At 70.6% G+C, this 23,375-nt stretch carries 19 protein-coding genes; 12 read left to right on the top strand and 7 right to left on the bottom strand.

Features of this window, described 5'->3' with window-relative positions:
• The first annotated feature begins 4 nt into the window (after positions 1-4).
• From ACZ6JT_RS16830 to ACZ6JT_RS16815, 4 genes are all read left to right on the top strand, one after another.
• Positions 5-190, top strand: coding sequence for an SPOR domain-containing protein (locus ACZ6JT_RS16830; RefSeq protein WP_469210517.1), 186 nt, complete (start codon positions 5-7; stop codon positions 188-190).
• Between the two features lie 28 nt (positions 191-218).
• On the top strand, positions 219-683 hold the full coding sequence (locus ACZ6JT_RS16825; protein ID WP_469210515.1) for a (deoxy)nucleoside triphosphate pyrophosphohydrolase: 465 nt from the start codon (positions 219-221) through the stop codon (positions 681-683).
• 153 nt (positions 684-836) lie between these two features.
• The gene (locus tag ACZ6JT_RS16820; protein WP_469210513.1) at positions 837-1,265 is read left to right on the top strand and encodes an ATP-binding protein; all 429 of its coding nucleotides are present in this window, start codon (positions 837-839) and stop codon (positions 1,263-1,265) included.
• A gap of 208 nt (positions 1,266-1,473) precedes the next feature.
• Entirely contained in the window at positions 1,474-4,083 is a 2,610-nt protein-coding gene (locus ACZ6JT_RS16815; protein WP_469210730.1) for a SpoIIE family protein phosphatase, read from the top strand.
• Positions 4,084-4,162: 79 nt separating this feature from the next.
• On the opposite strand, the gene ACZ6JT_RS16810 is transcribed toward ACZ6JT_RS16815, so the two are convergent.
• The 3 genes from ACZ6JT_RS16810 to ACZ6JT_RS16800 all read right to left on the bottom strand — a co-directional run bounded on the left by ACZ6JT_RS16810 (position 4,163) and on the right by ACZ6JT_RS16800 (position 7,841).
• Positions 4,163-4,759, bottom strand: coding sequence for a GNAT family N-acetyltransferase (locus ACZ6JT_RS16810; protein ID WP_469210511.1), 597 nt, complete (start codon positions 4,757-4,759; stop codon positions 4,163-4,165).
• Between the two features lie 138 nt (positions 4,760-4,897).
• The gene (locus ACZ6JT_RS16805; RefSeq protein WP_469210510.1) at positions 4,898-5,617 is read right to left on the bottom strand and encodes a PspA/IM30 family protein; all 720 of its coding nucleotides are present in this window, start codon (positions 5,615-5,617) and stop codon (positions 4,898-4,900) included.
• A 79-nt stretch (positions 5,618-5,696) separates the two neighbouring features.
• On the bottom strand, positions 5,697-7,841 hold the full coding sequence (locus ACZ6JT_RS16800) for a TPM domain-containing protein (RefSeq protein ID WP_469210508.1): 2,145 nt from the start codon (positions 7,839-7,841) through the stop codon (positions 5,697-5,699).
• Between the two features lie 48 nt (positions 7,842-7,889).
• On the opposite strand from ACZ6JT_RS16800, the gene ACZ6JT_RS16795 reads away from it, so the two are divergent.
• Positions 7,890-8,129 (top strand): hypothetical protein, encoded by a 240-nt coding sequence (locus tag ACZ6JT_RS16795; RefSeq protein WP_469210506.1) that lies wholly within the window; start codon positions 7,890-7,892, stop codon positions 8,127-8,129.
• Between the two features lie 54 nt (positions 8,130-8,183).
• Here ACZ6JT_RS16795 and ACZ6JT_RS16790 read toward each other — a convergent pair whose 3' ends face one another.
• The 4 genes from ACZ6JT_RS16790 to ACZ6JT_RS16775 form a co-directional block, all read right to left on the bottom strand.
• Entirely contained in the window at positions 8,184-8,954 is a 771-nt protein-coding gene (locus tag ACZ6JT_RS16790; protein ID WP_469210504.1) for a succinate dehydrogenase/fumarate reductase iron-sulfur subunit, read from the bottom strand.
• The gene (locus ACZ6JT_RS16785) at positions 8,951-10,852 is read right to left on the bottom strand and encodes a fumarate reductase/succinate dehydrogenase flavoprotein subunit (RefSeq protein WP_469210501.1); all 1,902 of its coding nucleotides are present in this window, start codon (positions 10,850-10,852) and stop codon (positions 8,951-8,953) included. Before ACZ6JT_RS16785 ends, ACZ6JT_RS16790 begins: the two co-directional genes overlap by 4 nt.
• Before the next feature lies 1 nt (position 10,853).
• A complete protein-coding gene (locus tag ACZ6JT_RS16780; RefSeq protein ID WP_469210499.1) occupies positions 10,854-11,678 on the bottom strand; it encodes a hypothetical protein in 825 nt (274 codons plus the stop codon).
• Positions 11,679-11,781: 103 nt separating this feature from the next.
• Positions 11,782-12,012 (bottom strand): hypothetical protein, encoded by a 231-nt coding sequence (locus ACZ6JT_RS16775; protein ID WP_388828489.1) that lies wholly within the window; start codon positions 12,010-12,012, stop codon positions 11,782-11,784.
• A gap of 348 nt (positions 12,013-12,360) precedes the next feature.
• Here ACZ6JT_RS16775 and ACZ6JT_RS16770 point away from each other — a divergent pair, with 348 nt between their 5' ends.
• The 7 genes from ACZ6JT_RS16770 (at position 12,361) to ACZ6JT_RS16740 (ending at position 23,363) form a co-directional block, all read left to right on the top strand.
• A complete protein-coding gene (locus tag ACZ6JT_RS16770) occupies positions 12,361-14,748 on the top strand; it encodes an ABC transporter family substrate-binding protein (RefSeq protein ID WP_469210496.1) in 2,388 nt (795 codons plus the stop codon).
• A gap of 346 nt (positions 14,749-15,094) precedes the next feature.
• Positions 15,095-16,999 (top strand): translational GTPase TypA, encoded by a 1,905-nt coding sequence (typA, locus tag ACZ6JT_RS16765; protein ID WP_469210494.1) that lies wholly within the window; start codon positions 15,095-15,097, stop codon positions 16,997-16,999.
• A gap of 491 nt (positions 17,000-17,490) precedes the next feature.
• Entirely contained in the window at positions 17,491-19,146 is a 1,656-nt protein-coding gene (locus ACZ6JT_RS16760; protein WP_469210493.1) for a peptide ABC transporter substrate-binding protein, read from the top strand.
• 257 nt (positions 19,147-19,403) lie between these two features.
• A complete protein-coding gene (locus tag ACZ6JT_RS16755; protein ID WP_234323603.1) occupies positions 19,404-20,270 on the top strand; it encodes an ABC transporter permease in 867 nt (288 codons plus the stop codon).
• 23 nt (positions 20,271-20,293) lie between these two features.
• On the top strand, positions 20,294-21,217 hold the full coding sequence (locus ACZ6JT_RS16750; RefSeq protein WP_365474788.1) for an ABC transporter permease: 924 nt from the start codon (positions 20,294-20,296) through the stop codon (positions 21,215-21,217).
• Positions 21,218-21,334: 117 nt separating this feature from the next.
• Positions 21,335-22,318 carry an ABC transporter ATP-binding protein gene (locus ACZ6JT_RS16745; protein ID WP_376619868.1) on the top strand — a complete coding sequence of 328 codons (984 nt, stop codon included), beginning with the start codon at positions 21,335-21,337 and terminating at the stop codon, positions 22,316-22,318.
• Entirely contained in the window at positions 22,311-23,363 is a 1,053-nt protein-coding gene (locus ACZ6JT_RS16740) for an ABC transporter ATP-binding protein (RefSeq protein ID WP_469210490.1), read from the top strand. Before ACZ6JT_RS16745 ends, ACZ6JT_RS16740 begins: the two co-directional genes overlap by 8 nt.
• The last annotated feature ends 12 nt before the right edge of the window (positions 23,364-23,375 follow it).

The following is a 23,375-nucleotide window of genomic DNA, read 5'->3' as shown; positions in this document are numbered from 1 at the left end:
CGCGATGAACGACAGCGGTGCCCTGCTCCCGTGGCTGGTCATACGTCAGGACGACAACGGCAACCGCTACCGGGTGGGCCGGTACGCCACCCGGGCCGAGGCCCAGAAGGTCGCCGACAGCCTCGACGACCGAGGACACAAGCAGCTCTACTGGGTCGAGCGGATCGGTCACACCGCCACGATGAACTGAGCATCCAGTGTTGACATAGGCTCCGCCCATGACTGTACGAGTGGTCGTGGGCGGAGCCCTTTGTCATGAGGGGCGCCTGCTGGCCGCCCGCCGCAGCGCACCGCCGGAGCTCGCCGGACGCTGGGAGCTGCCGGGCGGGAAGGCCGAGCCGGGTGAGTCCGTCCCCGAGGCGCTGGTGCGCGAACTGCGCGAGGAGCTCGGCGTGGAGACCGAGCCGCTGGAGCGCATCCCGGGGGAGTGGCCGCTGAAACCCGGCCTCGTCCTGCACGTGTGGACCGCCCGCCTGCTGTCCGGGGTGCCGGCGCCGCTGGAGGACCACGACGAGCTGCGCTGGCTCGGGCCGCAGGAGCTGGACTCGGTGGACTGGCTCGACCAGGACCGGCCCGCGGTCGCCGAGGCCGGACGCCGGCTGCGCGGGCAGGGGCACGTGGAGGACGTCCCGGACGTCGAACCCCTCGTCGGCCCGGACGGCGCAGGGGGCGGGGGCGCGTGACGCTCTCGCCGTAGGCCGTCCGTGCCACAGTGCGCCGTGGGCGGGGGATCGAGTGGTACGACGCCCCGAATATCGGGTATGTCGCTATTAATCCCTATCTCGTCGCTCTTTCGTCCCAGACGAACCGGACTGGGGTCGCTGCCGGCCCGGGAAGTGATCGGCGTGATCGACACAGAAGGTGAGTGCGCCGAGTGGGCCTTTCCCGCCGAGCCCGGTGCCGTCCGCACCGCCCGCCACGCCGTACGCGGCGCCCTCCACTCCTGGGGCCTGGAAGCCGTCGGTGATGTGACCGTCCTGCTGGTCAGCGAGCTCGTCACCAACTCCCTGCGGTACGCCTCCGGCCCCATCGGGGTCCGCCTGGAGCGGCGCAATCCAGCCGCCGGCAGCCCGGCGGGCGGCCCCGCGCTGCTCGTGGAGGTTTCGGATCCGCTTCCGGATCCGCCCCGCGAGCGAGTCGCCGAGGCGGACGACGAGGGGGGCCGCGGCCTGCACCTCGTCGCCGCCTCCTCGCGGCGCTGGGGGACCCGCCACGGGAAGTCGGGCAAGACAGTGTGGTTCGAATTGGCTCTTCCTGGTGAGTAACAAGGAGAACGGCGGCGGGTGATCCCCCGGCCGAAGCTCCCGGTGACAGCGGGGGCGGGTGCCCGGGGGAGATCACGCGAGATGGCTCGAAATCATCGAGACCGTGCTGTGATCGTGAACGCCGTGCCGTCCGGGGCCGTGGTGCTGAATACTGCGGTCATGGCCGGTCCGGTTGCGGTGAGCTGGAGGGGACGGTCGCGTGAGCGAAATACCTGCGCAGGCACATCAGGCCGACGTGCCTCGGGAGACATGGCACGACGCCCTGTGGCACAGCAGTCCGCCTGGCTCGATATATGACTACATAAAGGTCGCGTCCTTCTCGATCGGGCCCGACGGGTACATCGACCAGTGGAGCCTGCGCGCCGAGGAACTGTTCGGTCTGACGGCCGCACAGGCCGTCGGCCGCGACCCGGTCGACGCCTTCATGCCGCCCGAGCTGCGCCCCGACGCACACCGCAAGGTCGCCGAGATCCTGGACGGCAAGGAGTGGACCGGCCTGATCCCCTTCCGGATCCCGGGTGGCGACGGCGCGCACGGAGTGGCCGAGATCTATGTGATGCCCACCCTGACCGAGACCGCCGAACGGGCCGCGCTGTGCGTCGTCGTCGACGTCCGCGCACTGCGGCGCATCGAGTCGGACCTGGCGGCCTCACAGGCCATATTCGGCCAATCTCCTTTCGGCTTCCTCCTCTTCGGCACGGACCTCACCGTGCAGCGGGCCAACCGCCGCTTCGCCACCGTCTTCGGAGGCGCCGTGGAGGAGCACCGCGGCCGGACCGTGCACGACTACCTGCCGCCGCACGAGGCCGACCGGATGGCGGATGCCCTGCGCCGGGTGCTGGACACCGGGGAATCGGTCACCGACCTGCGGATCACCGGCGCCGCCCCCGGCAGCCGGGAGAACCGCCACTGGTCCATCAACCTCTACCGCGTCCACGGCGGATCCGGCCGCCCCATCGGCGTCGCCGGCATCGGCACCGACGTCACCCGCCGCCACCTCGCCGCCCGCGAGGCCGCCGGGGTACGGCGCAATCTCGCCCTGCTCAACGAGGCCGGGCACCGCATCGGAAACTCCCTCGACCTGGAGACCACCGCCCGGGAACTCCTCGACGTCACCGTCCCCGGCTTCTGCGACCTGGCCGCCGTCGACCTCTACCAGGGGCTGCTCCTCGGCGACGACGACCGGCCCGCACGACCGCAGGGGCCGGGCGTGCCCAGCCTGCCCGGCCAGGGCCCGGCCCGGACCCCGTCCGCCGCGCTGCGCCGGGTGGCCTTCGCCTCCGCCGTCTCGGACGCGCCGCTGTCCGGTCCGGGCGCGCTGGTCTCCGTAGGCGACGTCCACCGGTACCCGGCGGCGTCCCCGGGCGCGCTCGCCCTGCGCACGGCGCGACCGCGGCTGATCGAGGGCGGCGGACCGGAGGACCTCGTGCAGTCCACGCTGGTCGTGCCGATGGTCGCCCACGACACCGTGGTCGGGCTCGCGCAGTTCTCCCGTACGAAGGGCAGCGAACCCTTCGGCGAACGCGACCGGGCGGTGGCCGTGGAACTCGCCGCCCGGGCCGCCGTGTGCATCGACAACGCGCGGCTGTACCGGCGCGAGCACGAGCGGGCCTTGATACTGCAGCGCAGCCTGCTGCCCCCCGGCGACCCGGAGGCCGCCGGCCTGGACATCGCCTGCCGGTACCTGCCGGGGAACGCGGCGACGGAGGTCGGCGGCGACTGGTTCGACGTCATCGAGCTGCCCGGCCACCGCACGGCGCTCGTCGTCGGCGACGTCATGGGCCGGGGGCTGCGGGCCGCCGTCGCCATGGGCGAACTGCGCACCGCCGTACGGACCCTCGCGCTGCTGGACCTCGAACCGGCGGAGGTGCTGACCGCGCTCGACGAGATCGCCCGGGGCCTCGGCGCCCCCGGCGGCTCCCAGCAGGCCTCGCGGGCGGCCCTGCACTCACGGGACGCCGACCGCTCCGAGGTCTACCTCGCCACCTGCGTCTACGCCGTCTACGACCCGGTGACGCGGCGCTGCACGATCGCCAACGCGGGCCACATGCCGCCCGTGCTGGTGGAGCCGCCGGACGAGGGCGGGAAGCCGAGGCCCGCACTGCTCCTGGAGGTGCCGCCCGGGATGCCGCTGGGCGTGGGCGGAGAGCCGTTCGAGGAGGTCGAGGTCGAACTCCCCGAGGGCGCCCTGCTGGCCCTCTACACCGACGGGCTCGTGGAGTCCCGCGACCACCCGCTGGAGGAGGGCCTGCGCGGCCTGCGGGCCGCCCTCGCGGACCCGGTCCGCCCCCTCGAGGACGTCTGCGACCACGTCCTCAACACCCTGGACACCCGGCACGGCGAGGACGACATCGCCCTGCTGATGGCCCGGGTGCAGGGGCTCCCGGTGGACGCGGTGGGGGACTGGCAGTTGCCGCGCGAGGCCCGGTCCGTGGGCCGGGCGCGGGAGCTGGCCCGCGCCAAGCTGCCCGCATGGGGCCTGGAGGGCCTGCTGGACACCACCGAACTGCTGGTCAGCGAACTCGTCACCAACGCGCTGCGGTACGGGGAGGGCGAGATCCGGCTGCGGCTGCTGCTGGACCGGACCCTGGTCTGCGAGGTGTGGGACGCCAACCTGGTGCAGCCGCGCCGGCGGCGGGCCCGCGACACCGACGAGGGCGGCCGGGGCCTCCAGCTCGTGGGCCTGCTGTCCGCCGGGTGGGGCACGCGCCGTACCCACCGCGGCAAGACGGTCTGGTTCGAGCTCCCGCTGCCCGGCGCGGCGGCCGAGGCCGTGGCCGAGCTGTCGGCGGAACAACTGCTGAGCATGTACGGCTGAGCGTGCGCGGCTGAGCGGGACCGCACGGCCGCGCCCCCGGACCCGCCCGGTCCGGGGGGCTGCCGCATGTGACCCCCGATCAGGTCCCCGACGGTTGCGGACCCCGCACGGCGCCGGTCAGCGGGGCCACCGTGCGCCATCCCATCGCCTCGTACAGGGCCCGGCCCTCCGGTGTCGCGCCCAGCACGCCCGCCGTGGCGCCCTGCCCCGCGGCGGCGGCGGTGAGCCCGCGCATGACCAGGCGTCCCAGGCCCCGGCGCTGGTGGGCCGGGTCGGTCTCCACCTGGTCGACGACGGCGCCGAGGCCGGTGACGGCGACCTGGCCGCGCGCGGCGAAGGTGCCGTCGGCGGTGCGCACCAGGACGCGGGTGACGCCGGCGCGGGTCCAGCTGTCCAGCCGGTACCCGCCGGGTGTTCCGGGCAGGGCGCGGGCGGCGGCGTCGGCGTCGGGGAGCGGGGCGGACATCAGGTAGCCGGGTCCGCCGGCGAGCCGCCAGCCGGGAGCGAGCCAGGGCTCCAGCGTCTCCGGCGCGACCAGCGCCTTCAACCAGGCGCCGGGCGCGGTGGCCTGTCCGGCGAGTTCGCGGACGGTCGCCTCCTCGGCGGAGTGCAGGACGTGGCGCATGACGTGTCCGGGCAGGCCGACGTCGATGGTGAAACCCCAGGAACGGGGCACGGGTTCGGCTGCGCCGCGCGAAAGGGTCCAGCCGTGGACCCACGCTCGTGCGGCCTCGGCCGTGTGCGCGTAAGGCAAGGTTCCCCCCGAGTAGGTAACAGACGAACTCGCAGGGTGATTATTACAGCAGGGTGGGCCCTAGGCGGCGCGGCCCTGCTTGAGCGCGGCGAGCCTGGCCTCGATCTCCGAGGACTTCCCGAGGTCTTCCAGGTACTCGAACTGGGCGTCCAGCGAGGACGCGGCCAGCTCCTGCCTGCCCAGCGCCATCGCCTCCTCCCGCCGGACCTTCTCCTCGAAGCGGTTCAGGTCGCTCGTCGGGTCCATGACGTCGATGTTCTTCACCGCGTCCAGCATCGTGTTCTGCGCCTGAGCCGTCCTGGCACGGGCCACCAGCTCGTCCCGCTTCGACTGGAGCTCGACCAGCTTGCCCTTCATCGAGTCCAGACCCGACTTGAGCTTGTCGACGACCTCCGTCTGGGCGGCGATCGTCGGCTCCGCCGTCCTCGCCTCCTTCTCCGACTGCATCTGCCGGCCCAGCGCCACCTTCGCGAGGTTGTCGAACTTGTCGGCGTCCGCCGTCGCCCCCGCCGCCCGCAGCTCGTCCCCCTTCCTGCTCGCCGCGAGGGCCTTGGCACCCCACTCGGAAGCCGCCTCCACGTCCTCCTTGTGGTCCGCCTCCAGCATCCGCAGGTTCCCGATCGTCGTCGCGACGGCCTGCTCCGCCTCCGAGATGTTGTTCGTGTAGTCGCGGATCAGCTGGTCCAGCATCTTCTGCGGGTCCTCCGCTTGGTCCAGCAGCGCGTTGATGTTGGCCTTGGCGAGCTGGGTGACACGGCCGAGGATGGTCTGCTTGCTCATGACTCGTCTCTCCTGATGAGGAAGGGGCTGTCCGTTGCGGTTGCCGCTGCACGTTGCCGTTGCCGTTGCCGTTGCCGGTTCAGAAGCGGCCGCCGCCGCCCATGCGGCCGCGGGTTCCGCCACCGCCGAACGAGCCGGGCCCGCTGCCGCCGCCGAAACCGCCGCCGAAGCCCCCGCCACCGCCGTGGCCCCCGCCGCCCAGCCCGCCCCGCAGGATCTCGCCGAGGATGATCCCGCCGAGCACGGCGCCGCCCTGACCGCCGCCGCGCCGGCCCCCGTACGGGTCCTGGTACGCCCGTACGTCCTGCTCCGCCAGCCGCTGCGCCTCCCGCGCCAGCGCGTCCGCCCGCTGCGCCTGCGCCAGCGCGCCCGACGGATCACCCGCCGCCAGCGCCCCCGCCCGCTCCAGGTGCCGGCCCGCCTCCGCCAGCCGGGTGCGGGCCTGGCTGCCGACCGCGCCTCGGCTGGTCGTGACGTAGTCCGTCGCCGCGCCGATCGCGCTGCGCGCGGAGAGCACGGCCTGGTCGAGCAGGGCCACCGCCCGCTGCCGGCCCGACTCCCGCTCCCGCACCCCGGAAAGGGCCTCGTCGAGGGCCGCGTCGGCCTCCTCGACCCGGCGCAGGGCGTCGATCGGGTCGTACCGGCCCGCCGCCTCCTCCTGTCGTACGGCGGCCAGTACGGCCTCCGCCCGGCCGATCCGCCCGCGCAGGTCGGCCGTCGAGGTGCCCTCCGCGGTACCGGTCAGCAGTCCGCCCGCGTCCGCCAGGTCGGTCTCCGTCTCGGTCAGCGCGCCCGGCAGCTTCCCGGCCGCCTCCGCCAGCTCCTGCGCCCGCCGCTCGACCGCGTCCATCAAGGTCGCCGCCTGGTCCACGGCGGCCTCGGCGGCCCGTACGTGCACGGCCGCCGTACCCCTCTCGCCGCCGTCGAGGGCCGCGTGGGCCAGCCCCAGGTTGGTCGCCGCGAACAGCAGCCGGTCCTTGGCCTGTTCCGGATGGGAGGAGACGGGCGCGGAAGCGGAGTCCGCGTACCGCCGCGTCAGCGCGGTCAGGGTGGCCTCGGCGGTGGTGGCGCGCCCGGTCAGTTCCAGATAGCGCTCCTCCACGGTCGCCAGCGCCTGCGGGGCGTTCTTCTCCAGGTCCCGCAGCCGGTCGAAGTCCGCCGACTCCGCGTCGAGCCGCCGGTTCGCCTCGGTGCAGCGGGCGACGATCTCGTCCAGCATCCGGCGCCGGGCCGCGTCGTCCTCCGGGTAGGCGTCGTCCAGCTGCTGGCGCAGCCGGAAGGCATGGGTCAGCTCGCCCTTGGCGTACTCCACGGCCTCGGTGAAGGGGCCGACCGCCTCGTCGCCGAACTGCGCGGAGGCGAAGCCCAGTTCCTCCGTGCTGGTGCGCACGGCGTCATCCGTCTCCACCAGCAGGGTCTTGGCCCTGGCGTCCAGTTCCGGCAGCGGAAGCCGGTCCGGTGCCCCTTCGGGCCAGCCCGGCCCGGTCGTCGTACCGCGTCCGCCGCCGGCGGCCGTCTTCCGCTTGCGGCGCGTGAACGCGTACGCCGCGAGGGCGCCGGCCGCGCCGACCGCGACCACCGGCAGCACGAAGTCCCCGGCCCCGTCCTCGCCGCTCGCCCCGCCGCCGGGATCGGCCGGGCCGGGGGTGATGGTGGGGACGGGCACGGGCTGCCCGCCGATCACCGCGTTGTAGCCGTTCGCCGCCCCGATCGCGGCGCCCGCCCAGTCGTTCTGCCGCAGCGCCGGCTCGATGGCGTCCCGGGCCACGGCCGCGAGCTTGTCCTCGGTGAAACCGGAATCGACGGCGGCCGAATAGGCGTACTGGCGGGCCCCCGTCGCCACCGCCAGCAGGATGTCGTTCTGGCCGAGCCCGTTCTTCTCGGCGGTGGCGTCGGCCCAGCTCTGGGCGGAGCGCCCGGAGAAGTCGTCCACGTACGCCACGAAGAGCTGGATCCGGCGGTCGGCGTAGAGCTCGTCGAGCGCGGCGGTGACGTCGGCCCGCCGGCCCTCCAGCGCCCCGACCCGGTCGGTGATCTGCCCCTGCCGGGACAGCGTGACGGGGTCCTCGGCCCGTGCGGGCGGCGCCTGGCCCACCCCCCAGCCGCCGAGCGCCAGCAGTGCGGCTGCCAGGGCGAGCCCGGCCCGTACGCGTACCTGGCTCTTCGGCTCGCTTCTCGGCGGGGTCACATTTGGGAGGGTATGAGCGGTTCCCCGTGCCCGCATCCGGAGCAACGCGCAGTGACGCGCCCCGGCCCCTGTCGTTGGCAGACCATGAAGAAGATCATGACTGCGGCCGTGCTCACCCTCGCCGCCCTCAGCCTCGCGGCCCCCGCCCACGCCGACGACGACAGCAACTTCGGCGGCGGGGTGAACGCGGCCAACAACTGGAACTTCACCGCGGCCGCCGTCTGCCTCCAGGAGGTCGCCGTCGTCCCCGTCCTGGGCGACTGGGTGGGCGACCACACCAACAACTGCGCCAACGGCAACGTCATCGACCACTCCGAGCGCTGACCGGCCCGGGGCCGGGACCCCTCCGGAGAGGGTCCCGGCCCCGCACCCGCGACCTCAGCCCCGCCGACGGCCGATCTTGTCGCCCAGCCACACCAGCGGGTCGTACTTGCGGTCCACCGCCCGCTCCTTCAGCGGGATCAGCGCATTGTCGGTGATCTTGATGCCCTCGGGGCAGACCTCCGTACAGCACTTGGTGATGTTGCAGTACCCCAGCCCGTGCTCCTCCTGGGCCGTGCGCTTGCGGTCCAGACCCGCCTCCGAGGCCGCGTCCAGCGGGTGCATGTCCAGCTCCGCCACCCGCATCAGGAAACGCGGACCGGCGAAGGCACTCTTGTTCTCCTCGTGGTCACGCACCACATGGCAGGTGTCCTGGCACAGGAAGCACTCGATGCACTTGCGGAACTCCTGCGAGCGCTCCACGTCCATCTGCTGCATCCGGTACGCGCCCGGCGCCACCCCCTCCGGCGGCACGAAGGCCGGCACCTCCCGCGCCTTCGCGTAGTTGAAGGACACGTCCGTCACCAAGTCGCGGACGACCGGGAACGCACGCAGCGGGGTGACCGTGATCGTCTCGGACCGCTCGAAGGTGGACATCCGCGTCATGCACATCAGCCGCGGCCGGCCGTTGACCTCCGCACTGCACGAACCGCACTTGCCCGCCTTGCAGTTCCAGCGCACCGCGAGGTCCGAGGCCTGGGTGGCCTGGAGCCGGTGGACGATGTCCAGGACCACCTCCCCGTCGTGCACCTCGACGGTGAAGTCCCGCAGTTCCCCGCCCTCCGCGTCGCCCCGCCAGATCCGGAAGCTCGCGTCGTACGTACTCATTCGTACAGCTCCTCTTCGGCGAGGTACTTGACCAGCTCTTCCTTCTCGAAGAGCGCGAGCAGGTCGGGACGGATGGGCTCGGTGCGGGTGCGTTCGAGGACGATCCGGTCCGCCGCCGGATCCGCCGGGGGCGGGTCGACGGGGCGGCACAGCAGGTTCACCGGACGCCAGCCGCGCTCCATCGACGGACAGTCCTCCCGGGTGTGCCCGCCGCGGCTCTCGGTGCGCTCCAGCGCGGCGCGCGCCACGCACTCGCTGACCAGCAGCATGTTCCGCAGGTCCAGGGACAGGTGCCAGCCCGGGTTGAACTGCCGGTGCCCCTCGACCCCGGCCCGGGCGGCCCGCACGCGCAGGGTCGCGAGCCGCTCCAGGGCCTCGGCCATCTCGCCCTCGCGCCGGATGATGCCGACGAGGTCGTTCATCGTCGTCTGGAGCTCCTGGTGGAGGGTGTACGGGTTCTCCGCGCCCTCCGCCGCGTGGAAGGGGGCCAGGGCCTCCGCGGCCGCCGCGTCGACCTCCGCCTGGGAGACCGCGGGCCGCTCACCGGCGGCCGTGGCGTGCTCCGCCGCGTGCAGTCCGGCCCGCCGCCCGAAGACCAGCAGGTCGGAGAGGGAGTTCCCGCCGAGCCGGTTCGAGCCGTGCATCCCGCCCGCGACCTCGCCCGCGGCGAACAGCCCCGACACCCCGACGGTGGCCGCGCTCTCGGAGTCGACCGCGATCCCGCCCATCACGTAGTGGCAGGTCGGGCCCACCTCCATCGGCTCCGCGGTGATGTCCACGTCCGCCAGTTCCTTGAACTGGTGGTACATCGACGGCAGCCGCCGCTTGATCTTCTCGGCGGGCATCCGGGTGGACACGTCGAGGAAGACCCCGCCATGCGGGGAGCCGCGGCCGGCCTTCACCTCCGCGTTGATGGCCCGGGCCACCTCGTCGCGCGGCAGCAGCTCGGGCGGACGCCGGTTGTGGTCCGGGTCCTCGTACCAGCGGTCGCCCTCCGCCTCCGACTCCGCGTACTTCTCCTTGAACACGTCGGGGACGTAGTCGAACATGAAGCGCTTGCCCTCGGAGTTGCGCAGCACCCCGCCGTCGCCGCGCACCGACTCCGTGACGAGGATGCCCTTCACCGACGGGGGCCAGACCATGCCGGTCGGGTGGAACTGCACGAACTCCATGTTCAGCAGGGGCGCGCCCGCGAGCAGGGCCAGCGCGTGGCCGTCGCCGGTGTACTCCCACGAGTTCGACGTGGTCTTGAAGGACTTGCCGATCCCGCCCGTGGCCAGCACCACCGCCGGTGCCTCCAGGACGAAGAACCGCCCGGACTCGCGCTCGTAGCAGAAGGCCCCCGAGACCCTCCCCCCGTCCTTCAGGACCCTGGTGACGGTGCACTCCTGGAAGACCTTGAGCCGGGCCTCGTAGTCCCCGTACTCCTTGAAGTCCTCCTGCTGGAGCGCGACGATCTTCTGCTGGAGGGTGCGGATCAGCTCCAGTCCGGTGCGGTCGCCGACGTGCGCGAGGCGCGGGTACTCGTGGCCGCCGAAGTTGCGCTGGGAGATCTTGCCGTCGGGCGTGCGGTCGAAGAGCGCGCCCCAGGTCTCCAGCTCCCAGACCCGGTCCGGGGCCTCCTTCGCGTGCAGTTCCGCCATCCGCCACTGATTGAGGAACTTGCCCCCGCGCATGGTGTCGCGGAAGTGCACCTGCCAGTTGTCGCCCTCGTTGACGTTGCCCATGGAGGCGGCGATCCCGCCCTCCGCCATCACCGTGTGGGCCTTGCCGAAGAGGGACTTGCAGATCACGGCCGTCCGGGCGCCGCGCTCGCGGGCCTCGATCGCGGCCCGCAGCCCGGCGCCGCCCGCGCCGACCACGACCACGTCCCACTGCTGCCGTTCGACTTGGGCCATGTCAGAAGATCCTCGGGTCGGTGAAGGCGCCGCTGGCCAGCAGGTAGACGTAGAAGTCGCACAGGGCCACGCTGATCAGGGAGGCCCACGCCAGCTGCATGTGACGGGTGTTGAGCCGGCTGACCCAGCCCCAGAGCCGGTAGCGGACCGGGTGCTTCGAGAAGTGCTTGAGCCGGCCGCCCATGATGTGGCGGCAGGAGTGGCAGGACAGCGTGTAGGCCCAGATCAGCGTGATGTTGACCAGGAACAGCAGGGTCCCGAGGCCCATGTGGCCCCACGCGTAGTGCTCGTCGCGGAAGGTCAGCACGGTGTCGTAGGTGAGGATGCCCGCGACCGGGACCGCCGCGTAGAAGAAGTACCGGTGGGCGTTCTGGAGGATCAGCGGGAAGCGGGTCTCGCCGGTGTACTTCGCGTGCGGTTCGGCGACGGCGCAGGCGGGCGGCGAGGCCCAGAAGCCGCGGTAGTAGGCCTTGCGGTAGTAGTAGCAGGTCAGCCGGAACCCGAGCGGGAAGACCAGGATCAGCAGGGCGGGCGACAGGCCCCACCAGCTGCCGAAGACCTCCCAGTTGGGGCCGCCCTTCATGGGGACGCAGTTCTCCGCGAGGCACGGGGAGTAGAAGGGCGAGACGTAGGGGGCCGCGTAGTAGTCGGCGTTGGCGAAGGCCCGCCAGGTCGAGTAGGCGATGAAGGCGAGCAGCCCGGCCGCGGTGACGGCGGGGGAGACCCACCACCGGTCGGTCCGCAGGTGCCGGGCAGTGATCGCGGCCCGGGAGGCGTCGTGGACGCCGCCGGGCCGCTGCCGGGGTGGTTGTGTTCCTGTGGCCAAAGAGGACTCCGGGAGGAGTGATGAGGGGTGGCCCCAGGGGGCCCGGCCGCGAGCGGCCGGGCCGGATGGGGTGTGCGGGAGGTCGTGGGGTCGCGTACGCCGCTCAGGGCGCGCGACGGTCGCGGGCGCCGAGGCCCTCGTCGTCCGAGTCGGTCCACAGCGAGCTGTCGTACGGCGTGTCCGGGACCGTCACCATCCGGGACGGGTCCGGCGGGGACGCCGGCGTCGAGCTCCCGGGCTTGCGCCGCCCGGCCTGCTGCTCCAGCTGCTCGACCTTGCGCGTGAGCTCGTCGAGGTTCCGTCGTACGGCACTCAGATCGTCTTGCAGGGACATGATTTGCCCTCACTTCCGCCAAGCTGCGGTGGCAACGCTCATGTGCGCCTGCGAGTGTCGCGCTTCCCGTCCCCCGTTGTGAAGGGACGTGCAGCGATTGCAGGCGCGCAGGCGTGAACTGTGCGCCCCTCCCTGCCCCCATTCTCATCCCCCTCCCGGGGGACCGCTCCCTCGGCGCGCAAGCCGGATTGGTCCGCACGGGTGGGGTTCGCGGCGTGGCGAGAGGCGGGTGCGAAGGGTGCGGCGGACCGTCGATTTCAGTGGGATCCGGCAACCGGTGTGATCAGCTCCATATACCGCCGAACGTGATCATGCTTCCCCCACGTCCCGCCCCCGGAGGTACCACCCATGTCCCAGCGAAGGCGCAGGTCCTTGGCGCTCCTGACCTCGGGAGTCCTCGCACTGCCGCTCCTCACGGGCTGCGGCGCGGGTGAAGAGGAGGGCGGCCCCGTCGCCGCCGGGCAGGACATCGCCACGACCGCGCGCGAGAAGGTCGTGGACGGGGGTGTGCTGCGGTGGGCCGTGGACGCCCTGCCGGACACCCTGAACACCTTCCAGGCCGACGCGGACGCCACCACCACCCGTATCGCCGGTGCCGTGCTGCCGCAGCTCTTCGTGCTGGACGCCAAGGGGCGGCCCGTGGCCAATCCCGACTACCTGGAGAAGGCCGAGGTCGTCGAGCGGGAGCCCAAGCAGGTCGTCCTTTACAAGCTGAACCAGCAGGCGGTGTGGAGCGACGGACGCGAGATCGGCGCCGCCGATTTCGTGGCCCAGTGGCGGGCCCTGAACGGCAAGGACTCGGCGTACTGGACGGCGCGCAACGCCGGCTACGAGCGGATCGAGAAGATCGAGAAGGGCAAGACCGACCTGGAGGTCCGGGTCACCTTCGCCAAGCCGTACGCCGACTGGCGTTCGCTGTTCAGCCCGCTCTACCCCAAGCAGGTCACGGGCACCCCGGACGCCTTCAACGAGGGCGCCCGCGGCGCTCTGAAGGTCACCGCGGGGCCCTTCGCCCTGGGGGCGATCGACAAGAAGACGGGCACCGCGGCCCTCACCCGCAATCCGCGCTGGTGGGGCCGGCAGGCCAAGCTGGACACGCTGGTCCTGACGGCGGTGCCGCGGGCCGAGCGGGCGGCGGCGCTGGCGGCCGGCAAGCTGGATCTGGCGGAGGTCGACCGCAACGGCGCCGACCGGATCGCGCTGGCCCGCCGGGACGCCGGCAAGGACGGAGCCGGCAAGGACGGCGTGGGCAAGGGCGGGGCGGGCTCGGGCGGCGCCCCGGCCCACGGTCCGGGAGCCGCGATGACCCCGGCGCAGGCCACGCTGTCGTGGGCGGTCGCCTTCGGGACGGACGAGGACAAGGCCGCCGCGGAACGGGAGAGCCGCGACAAGCACGTGGCGGCGGTGAAACGGTACGCCGACGAGCAGACGGCCCTGCGGAACTTCACCGTCCGCAAGTCCCTCGAGCCGGCCTACACCCAGCTCGCGATGAACGGGTCCACCGGCCCGCTGGCGGACGAGCGGGTGCGCCGGGCGGTGGCCCGGGCACTGGACCGCAAGGCGCTGGCCGAGCTCGTGCTGAAGCCGCTGGGCCTGCCCGCGAAGCCCGTGGGCAGCCACGTGGCACTGGCCGGGCAGCGGGCCTACGCCGACAACAGCGACGCCCTCGGCGGTCAGGACATGCAGGCGGCCCAGGCGCTCCTCGCGGACGCGGGCTGGCGCCGGGGTGGCAAGATCACCGAGCCGGCGGGAGCCAAGGCCGGCCCGGAGAGCGCGCCGCAGGACGACGGGAAGACGCCCTCGGGCCCGGGCACCGGAAACGACGGCCTCTACATCGTGGGCCAGGACGACGAGGCCAACGGCGACCCGCGCGCGGCCGCCGCGCAGCGCCCGGCGGGCGCAGGAGGCGAGCGGCGCCTCGCCGCGGCCCCGGGCGGTGCGCATGACCGGCCCTCACCCGTACTGGCCCCCGCCCCCTTCGGCGCCCAGCAGGAGGTCTCCCTCCTCGCCCAGGCGGCCCGGGTGGCGGCCGTCGCCCCCGCCCCCGCCGCCCCCGCCGCCCCCGGCGGCACCGTCGACGACGGCAAGCGCAGCGCGGCCCGCGACGGTGACGGGGCCGATCCGGCCAAGGCCTCTCCGGCCCCGGCGAAGCAGGCCACCCGCACTTCCGGCGCCATGCTCGCCAAGGACGGCAAGGCGCTCACCCTGCGCTTCGTCCTCCCGGCCGGACCCGGCTCGGAGTCCCTGCGCGCGGTCGGCGAGCGGATCGCCCAGATGCTGCGGAAGATCGGGGTGAACACCGAGACGACCAAGGTGGCCGACGACAGCTTCTTCAAGGACCACATCGCCTCGGGCCAGTACGACCTGGCCCTCTACTCCTGGCCGGCGACCGCCTACCCCGCCACCGACGCACGGCCGATCTTCGCCAAGCCGGAGCCGGCCGCGGACGGCTCGCTCCTCGTCGAACAGAACTACACCCGGGTCGGTACCGACCACATCGACCAGCTCTTCGACCAGGCGGTCGGCGAGCTGAACGAGGAGCAGTCCCGCGAGCTGATCCGCAAGGCGGACGCCCGGATCTGGGCCGCCGCCGGCTCCATCCCGCTCTACCAGCGCCCGGAGCTGGTGGCCGTCAAGCCGAGCCTGGCCAACGCCGGCGCCTTCGGCCTCGGCACCCCCCGCTACCAGGACATCGGCTGGAAGAAGCCGCCGACCGCCAAGGACAAGAAGAAGTAGCGTGGGCGAAGAAGTGATGACAAAGGGGTGCCTGTCAGGTTGACCCCCGGGTAGCAAGCTCAGATGTGACTCAAGTCCCTTGCCCGCCGGATCCCCGGCGGGCAAGGTCGTGCCGTACCCATTGACCCGGCCGTTGACCCGCATGATTACCGGCACGATGGGCGGTCCGGGCACCCCACGCAGCACTCGGCCGCGCTCATTCGTCCGGCCTCTTGACAGCCCCCCGGCAGGCGGTTCCCGCCACGCGACGTACCATGGGGTAAGGCCGTGGCAGGTTTTCGCCCGGCCGAGGCGCGCGTGCCAGGCCGTACGCGACGCCATCCACGATCCCGGGAGAAGCGCCGAAGTGCCCACGCGCCACGACATCCGTAACGTCGCCATCGTCGCCCACGTCGACCATGGCAAGACGACCATCGTCGATGCCATGCTCAAGCAGGCCGGTGCCTTCGCCGCCCACCAGCACCTCGACGACCGCATGATGGACTCGAACGACCTGGAGCGTGAGAAGGGCATCACGATCCTCGCCAAGAACACGGCGGTGAAGTATCACCCCAAGGACGGCGGGGCCCCGATCACGATCAACATCATCGACACGCCCGGCCACGCCGACTTCGGTGGTGAGGTCGAGCGCGGTCTGTCGATGGTGGACGCGGTCGTCCTGCTGGTGGACGCCTCGGAGGGTCCGCTGCCCCAGACCCGCTTCGTCCTGCGCAAGGCCCTGCAGGCGAAGATGCCGGTCATCCTCTGCATCAACAAGACCGACCGTCCGGACTCCCGGATCGACGAGGTCGTCAACGAGACGTACGACCTCTTCCTCGACCTGGACGCGGACGAGGACCAGATCGAGTTCCCGATCGTCTACGCCTGCGGCCGTGACGGCGTCGCCTCGCTGACCAAGCCGGAGGACGGCACCGTCCCCGCGGACAGCGACAACCTGGAGCCGTTCTTCTCCACCATCCTGGAGCACGTCCCGGCCCCGGTGTACGACGAGGCCGCCCCCCTCCAGGCCCACGTCACCAACCTGGACGCCGACAACTTCCTCGGCCGCATCGCGCTGCTCCGCGTCGAGCAGGGCGAGCTGCGCAAGGGCCAGACCGTCGCGTGGATCAAGCGTGACGGCTCGATCTCGAACGTCCGCATCACCGAGCTGATGATGACCGAGGCGCTCACCCGCAAGCCGGCCGAGGTGGCGGGCCCGGGTGACATCTGCGCGGTCGCCGGTATCCCCGAGATCATGATCGGTGAGACCCTGGCCGACCCGGAGAACCCGATCGCCCTGCCGCTGATCTCGGTGGACGAGCCGGCGATCTCCATGACCATCGGTACGAACACCTCCCCGATGGTCGGCCGCGGCGGCACCGGCAAGGGCGCGGACGCCAAGTCCGCGGTCAAGGACCGCAAGGTCACCGCCCGCCAGGTCAAGGACCGCCTCGACCGCGAGCTCATCGGTAACGTCTCCCTCCGCGTGCTCGACACCGAGCGTCCGGACGCCTGGGAGGTCCAGGGCCGCGGTGAGCTCGCGCTCGCCATCCTGGTCGAGCAGATGCGCCGCGAGGGCTTCGAGCTGACCATCGGCAAGCCGCAGGTGGTCACCCAGGAGATCGACGGCAAGGTCCACGAGCCGGTCGAGCGCATGACGATCGACGTCCCCGAGGAGCACATGGGCGCGGTCACGCAGCTCATGGGCGTCCGCAAGGGCCGCATGGACAACATGTCGAACCACGGCTCCGGCTGGGTGCGCATGGAGTTCGTCGTTCCGTCGCGCGGTCTCATCGGCTTCCGTACCGAGTTCCTCACCGGTACGCGCGGCACCGGCATCGCCCACTCGATCCACGAGGGCCACGAGCCGTGGTTCGGCCCGCTGGTGACCCGTAACAACGGTTCGCTGGTCGCGGACCGCGCGGGTGCGGTCACGCCGTTCGCGATGATCAACCTCCAGGAGCGCGGTGTCCTGTTCACCGAGCCCGGCACCGAGGTGTACGAGGGCATGATCGTCGGTGAGAACTCGCGCTCCGACGACATGGACGTGAACATCACCAAGGAGAAGAAGCTCACCAACATGCGTGCGGCTTCCGCGGACAACACGGAGAACGTGATTCCGCCCCGCAAGCTCTCCCTGGAGCAGTCCCTGGAGTTCTGCCGCGACGACGAGTGCGTCGAGGTGACCCCGGAGGCGGTCCGCATCCGCAAGGTCGTGCTGGACCAGAAGGAGCGCTCGCGCACCGCGTCGCGCGCCAAGTCGGCCAAGTAGGAGTAAAGACCGTACGCAGCAGGGCCGTTGCGGCGCCCGTCCCGTGGTTTGCTCGGGCGGGCGGCCGCGGCGGAGGCTGCCGGCCGCAGCACTCTGAAATGCAGCAGCCCCTCCCGTCACGGAGTCCGTGTCGGGAGGGGCTGTTCGCTTTTGTCAAGCGGATTTTTGCGTTCTGGTGTCCGCATACCGACCGTGACACTCCGGAAGATGAGCTAACCGTCCGTTTCGCACGTGTCTGTCTCCTATCCGTTTGTCCGGATTTCGGGTTTCTGCCGTGGATCGATGTTGTGAAAACGAGACCACGCAAGTGTGGTTTACGGCCTGGCAGTCCCTGAGGATGGCTCCATTGAGCTCGGGTCAATGGGTCACGCGCTGTGGGGAGCGCGCCGACTCACGAGCACACTATGGGCAGGAATTCGCTCGCCGTCAGGGGTGTCGGCGAGGTTTTTTTGCCCCTCAAGTCGATCAGTGGACTCATGAGGAGGAAACCCATGCGCGGTGCCAAGAGCGCCAAGTGGGTCGTGGGCGCGGTTGTCGTCGCCCTGGCCGCTACCGCCTGTGGCGGCGGTGACGGTGACAGCAAGGACAAGGGCAGCGCTGCCGACGGCGGCGTCTTCCGGTTGGGCAGCACGGAGCCGGACACCATCGACCCGGGGCGTGCCCACGAGTCCACCGGTATCCTGCTCGCCAACGCGCTGTTCACCGGCCTGTACGGCAACACGCCGGACGGCCTGGCCGAGCCCGCGCTCGCCGAGTCGGCGACGTCGGACGAGGGTTGCACCTCCTGGACCTTCAAGATCAAGCCCGACACCAAGTTCTCCAACGGCGAGGTCGTGGACGCCGAGGCGTTCGCCCGCGGTTGGGCCCGTGCCGCGCACAAGGCCGCCGCGTCCGACGTGGCGTACCACTTCGCCGGCATCAAGGGTTACGCCGAGCTGCAGGACGGCTCCGCCAAGACCTTCTCCGGTGTCACCACCCCGGACCCGAACACCATCAAGGTGGACCTGTCCAAGGCGGACTGCGAGTTCGTCCTGAAGACGGCGCACAACGCCTACAGCCCGGTTCCGAAGTCGGCCAAGGTCGGCGAAGAGGACAAGGCGTTCGGCGAGGCCCCCATCGGTAACGGTCCGTTCAAGATGGACGGCACCTGGGAGCACAACAAGGCGATCAACCTCGTCCGCAACGACGACTACTCGCTGACCAAGGCCTCCCTCGCGAAGGTCCAGGTCACGCTCCTCAACGACAAGACCGCGCAGCAGCTCGAGTACGACGGCTTCCAGGCCGGCACCTTCGACTACGCGCACATCCCGACGCCGATGCTCAAGACGGCCGAGGCGAAGTACAAGCCGCAGAACAAGTGGTTCGCCAAGGACACGAACGGCATGAACTTCGTTCTGCCGATCGGTGACAACGGTCCGACGAGCAACAAGGACGCCCGTCTGGCGATCTCCTACGCGATCGACCGTCAGGCCATCGCCAAGGGTGTCTTCCAGGGCTACCAGACCCCGTCGACCACCATCGTGCCGCCGGCGTTCCCGAAGGCGTACCAGAAGGACCTCTGCGTCTCCTGCATCAAGCAGGACGTCGCCAAGGCGAAGGAGCACGCCGAGAAGGGCGGCCTGAAGCCGGGTACCGAGATCAAGTTCAGCTTCAACACCGGTGCGGGCCACGAAGAGTGGGTCCAGGCCATCGCGAAGCAGCTCGAGGACGTCCTCGGCGTCAAGGTCAAGCTGGACGGCAAGGACTTCCCGGGCATGCTCAAGGAGCAGCAGGGTTCCGGCGCCACCGGCGTCTACCGCTTCGCGTGGGGCGCGGACTACCCCACCCCGGAGAACTTCCTGTTCCCGCTGCTGCACTCGGCCTCGATGAACAAGGACGCCGAGGGCAACGTGACCGGTGACAACCGCGTCCGTTACAACAACCCCGAGTTCGACAAGCTGATCGACACGGCCCGCGCCACCAAGGACGAGGCCGCTCGCATCACGATGTACAAGCAGGCCGAGAAGATGGCCATGGACGACATGGCGCTCATCCCGACCTTCAACCGTTCCCAGTTCCGCCTGATGGCGACCGACAAGTTCAACGGTCTGGACGACATCAACTTCAACGAGGACCCGATCCTCGAGAAGATCTCTGTCAAGAAGTAATCGGTTCGGACGGTATATCCGTCAGGAGCGAACGTGCCGCGGCCCCCGGGTGACCGGTGGGCCGCGGCCCCGCTCGGCAGGCCGTATTCACTTCGGCACCCCTCACATCCGCGGGCAACCCCCGCACGCCGAGAGCCGGCCCGTTCCTTGGGCTGGAGGCCGCTGCTCCCAGAAGCGGCCAGGTAGAGAGGCAAAACATGGGAAGGTACGTCGCCCGTCGCCTCGGGCAGATGGTCATAGTCCTCATAGGCGCGACCATGGTTCTGTTCGCGTGTCTGTTCGTACTCCCCGGCGATCCCGTGGGTTCGATCGCGGGCAGCGACAAGGCACGTGACCCCGCAGTGGTCGCGGAACTGAAGGCGCGTTACGGGCTCGACAAGTCGTTGCCCGAGCAGTACGTCAACTACGTCGCGAAGGTTGCCACCGGCGACCTCGGCGAGGACTTCGTGCAGCGCCGCGAGGTTTCCGAGATCCTCGGCCCCAAGCTTCAGAACACGGCGAAGCTGGCCATCCTGGCCATCGTGCTCGTCACCGTGTTCGGTATGGGCGTCGGCATCATCGCCGCGCTCTACAGATACAGCATTCTCGACATGGCCACGACATTTTTTACGACGATGGCCGTCGGCTTCCCCACCTTCGTGATCGGCATGCTGCTCATGAAGTTCTTCGCCGTGGACCTCCAGTGGTTCCCACAGCTCGGCGGAGACAAGCTCGAAGGCATGGTCCTTCCCGCGATCACCCTCGCCATCACCGACATCGCCTTCGTCGCCCGCCTCACCCGCGGCACGATGCTCGAGGTGCTGCGCGCGGACTACGTGAAGACGGCCGTGGCCAAGGGACTCCCGCGACGCCGCGTGCTGTTCAAGCACGTGCTGCGCAACTCGTCCATCCCCGTGGTCACGTACCTGGGTATTTCGTTCGGCGGACTCCTCGGTGGTGCGCTCATCACTGAGGCGATCTTCAACTGGGACGGTGTCGGTCTGGCACTGGTTCAGGCGATTCAGCAGCAGAACAACCCGATCGTCATCGGGGTCGTGACCTACAGCGTCGCGATCTTCGTCGTCCTCAGCCTCATCGTGGACCTGCTGTACGCGGCCCTCGACCCGCGTATCCGCCTCAGCTGACCGCCCCCAAGGAGGATTTCCTCATGTCTGAGCTCGCAACGAGCCCGGCGATCGGGGACGAGAACCCCGTGTCGTCCGCTTCGGCCTCCGCCGAACCCGCACCCAAGCAACTGAGCCAGTGGGGCGAGATCCGGCACCGCTACGTCCAGAACAAGCTGGCCGTCGTCGGTCTCGTGATCATCTCCCTGCTGTTCCTGACGGCGATCTTCGGCGACATGCTCGCCCCGTTCGACCCGGGCGCCCAGGACCTGGAGAACACCCTCGCCTCGCCCAACGGCACGCACTGGATGGGCACCGACGCCCTGGGCCGCGACATGTTCTCGCGCCTCATCGCCGGCACCCGCGTCGCCATGTTCGTCGGCCTCGCCTCGATCTTCTTCGCGGTGCTGATCGGTGTCGCCCTCGGCGCCATCGCCGGTTACTTCGCCGGCTTCGCCGACACCCTGGTCATGCGCGTCGCGGACGTGTTCCTCGCGTTCCCGCTGATGATCGGTGCCGTCGTCATCATCCTGGTCACCGGGCGCGGCATCACCCCGGTGGTCATCTCGCTGGCCATCTTCTCGTGGGCCACCGTGTCCAGGCTGCTGCGCAGCTCGATCCTGTCGGTGCGCGAGATGGACTACGTCCACGCGGCCAAGGCGCTCGGCGCCGGCGGCTGGCGGGTCGTCCGTACGCACATCCTGCCCAACTCGCTGACCGCCGTTCTGGTCTACGCGACCTTCAACGTCGGCACCACGATCGTCGGTGTGGCAGCGCTCTCCTTCCTCGGAGCCGGTGTCCCCGTCGACGTCCCCGAGTGGGGCAACATGCTGGCGGCCGGACAGGGCTTCATCGGCGTCAATGACTACCTGTGGTACTTCCCCAGCCTGTTCGTCGTCGTCACCGTGCTCGGCTTCGCCTTCGTCGGCGACGGCCTGCGTGACGCGCTCGACCCGAAGCTCCGGTAGGGCCGCCCGATGCCCCGAGACAACATCAGCAAGCAGGACGAAGGTGGCGGCGTGACGACGTCGGAGATTCTCAGCGTTGCGGAGACGGGCGGCGGGTCCGCCGTGCCGCTGCTGGAGGTGGACAACCTCCAGGTCGAGTTCAAGACCCGTGACGGGGTCGCCAAGGCCGTCAACGGCGTGAGCTACAGCGTCAACGCCGGCGAGACCCTCGCCGTGCTCGGCGAGTCCGGCTCCGGCAAGTCCGTCACCGCACAGGCGATCATGGGCATTCTCGACACCCCGCCCGGGCGGATCGCCGGCGGCGAGGTGCGCTTCCACGGCAAGGACATCCTCAAGATGTCCGACGAGGAGCGGCGCAAGCTCCGCGGCAACAAGATGGCGATGATCTTCCAGGACGCGCTGTCCTCCCTGAACCCGGTCTATTCGGTGGGCGACCAGCTCGGCGAGATGTTCCGGGTCCACCGCGGCACCTCCAAGAGGGACGCGAAGATCAAGGCCATCGAGCTCATGGACCGGGTGAAGATCCCCGCCGCCAAGGCGCGCGTGGGCGACTACCCGCACCAGTTCTCCGGCGGTATGCGCCAGCGCATCATGATCGCCATGGCGCTGGCCCTGGAGCCGGACCTGATCATCGCCGACGAGCCCACCACGGCCCTCGACGTGACGGTCCAGGCGCAGGTCATGGACCTGCTCGCGGAGCTCCAGCGCGAGATGAACATGGGCCTGATCCTGATCACCCACGACCTCGGCGTCGTCGCCGACGTCGCGGACAAGATCGCCGTCATGTACGCGGGCCGGATCGTCGAGACCGCTCCGGTCCACGAGATCTACAAGCGTCCGTCCCACCCGTACACCCGCGGCCTGCTCGACTCGATCCCGCGCCTGGACCAGAAGGGCCAGGAGCTCTACGCGATCAAGGGTCTGCCGCCCAACCTGCTCCGCATCCCGACGGGCTGCGCCTTCAGCCCCCGCTGTCCCAAGGCGCAGGACATCTGCCGTACGGAGATCCCCGTACTGCACCCCGTCACCGAGCAGGACGGCACCGAACTGCCGGGCCGCGGCAGCGCGTGCCACTTCTGGAAGGAGCAGATCCATGGCTGAGCTCACCAAGAACGCCACCGAGCGCGAGCCGATCCTCCAGGTCCGCAACCTGGTCAAGCACTTCCCGCTGACCCAGGGCATCCTGTTCAAGAAGCAGGTCGGCGCGGTCAAGGCGGTCGACGGGATCTCCTTCGACCTGTACAAGGGCGAGACCCTCGGCATCGTCGGCGAGTCCGGCTGTGGCAAGTCCACGGTCGCCAAGCTCCTGATGAACCTGGAGCGGGCCACCTCCGGCCAGGTGCTCTACAAGGGCGAGGACATCAGCCGGCTGTCCGGCAAGGCCCTCAAGGCCGTCCGCCGCAACATCCAGATGGTGTTCCAGGACCCGTACACCTCGCTGAACCCGCGCATGACGGTCGGCGACATCATCGGCGAGCCCTTCGAGATCCACCCCGAGGTGGCCCCCAAGGGCGACCGGCGCCGCAAGGTCCAGGAGCTCCTGGACGTCGTGGGCCTGAACCCGGAGTACATCAACCGGTACCCGCACCAGTTCTCCGGCGGTCAGCGCCAGCGCATCGGCATCGCCCGCGGCCTGGCCCTGCAGCCCGAGATCATCATCTGCGACGAGCCGGTCTCCGCGCTCGACGTGTCGGTGCAGGCGCAGGTCATCAACCTGATGGAGAAGCTCCAGGACGAGTTCAACCTCTCCTACCTCTTCATCGCGCACGACCTGTCGATCGTCCGGCACATCTCGGACCGCGTCGGCGTCATGTACCTGGGCAAGATGGCCGAGATCGGCTCCGACGCCCAGATCTACGAGCACCCGACGCACCCGTACACCCAGGCGCTGCTCTCCGCCGTCCCGGTCCCCGACCCGGAGGCCCGCGAGGGCCGCGAGCGCATCATCCTGACCGGTGACGTCCCGTCGCCGGCCAACCCGCCGTCGGGCTGCCGCTTCCGCACCCGCTGCTGGAAGGCCCAGGACAAGTGCGCCACCGAGGAGCCGCTGCTGGCGATCCCGGAGCGCTTCAAGGGCCAGAGCGGCCCGGCCGCGCACGAGTCGGCGTGCCACTTCGCGGAGGAGAAGGCCATCCTGGCCGTCTGACCTCCGACGGAC

It is taken from the genome of Streptomyces sp. NPDC046308, assembly GCF_055588065.1.
Note: the sequence above shows the minus strand (reverse complement) of the source record. Positions and strands in the feature narration are given on the sequence as shown.

Bases quoted from the DNA above. Each gene is read 5' to 3' on its own strand.
- ACZ6JT_RS16830 (WP_469210517.1), top strand. From the start codon at position 5: ATGAACGACAGCGGTGCCCTGCTCCCGTGGCTGGTCATACGTCAGGAC.
- ACZ6JT_RS16825 (WP_469210515.1), top strand. From the start codon at position 219: ATGACTGTACGAGTGGTCGTGGGCGGAGCCCTTTGTCATGAGGGGCGC.
- ACZ6JT_RS16805 (WP_469210510.1), bottom strand. From the start codon at position 5,617: ATGAGCAAGCAGACCATCCTCGGCCGTGTCACCCAGCTCGCCAAGGCC.
- ACZ6JT_RS16800 (WP_469210508.1), bottom strand. From the start codon at position 7,841: ATGCGGGCACGGGGAACCGCTCATACCCTCCCAAATGTGACCCCGCCG.
- ACZ6JT_RS16795 (WP_469210506.1), top strand. From the start codon at position 7,890: ATGAAGAAGATCATGACTGCGGCCGTGCTCACCCTCGCCGCCCTCAGC.
- ACZ6JT_RS16790 (WP_469210504.1), bottom strand. From the start codon at position 8,954: ATGAGTACGTACGACGCGAGCTTCCGGATCTGGCGGGGCGACGCGGAG.
- ACZ6JT_RS16785 (WP_469210501.1), bottom strand. From the start codon at position 10,852: ATGGCCCAAGTCGAACGGCAGCAGTGGGACGTGGTCGTGGTCGGCGCG.
- ACZ6JT_RS16775 (WP_388828489.1), bottom strand. From the start codon at position 12,012: ATGTCCCTGCAAGACGATCTGAGTGCCGTACGACGGAACCTCGACGAG.
- ACZ6JT_RS16770 (WP_469210496.1), top strand. From the start codon at position 12,361: ATGTCCCAGCGAAGGCGCAGGTCCTTGGCGCTCCTGACCTCGGGAGTC.
- ACZ6JT_RS16760 (WP_469210493.1), top strand. From the start codon at position 17,491: ATGCGCGGTGCCAAGAGCGCCAAGTGGGTCGTGGGCGCGGTTGTCGTC.
- ACZ6JT_RS16755 (WP_234323603.1), top strand. From the start codon at position 19,404: ATGGTTCTGTTCGCGTGTCTGTTCGTACTCCCCGGCGATCCCGTGGGT.
- ACZ6JT_RS16750 (WP_365474788.1), top strand. From the start codon at position 20,294: ATGTCTGAGCTCGCAACGAGCCCGGCGATCGGGGACGAGAACCCCGTG.
- ACZ6JT_RS16740 (WP_469210490.1), top strand. From the start codon at position 22,311: ATGGCTGAGCTCACCAAGAACGCCACCGAGCGCGAGCCGATCCTCCAG.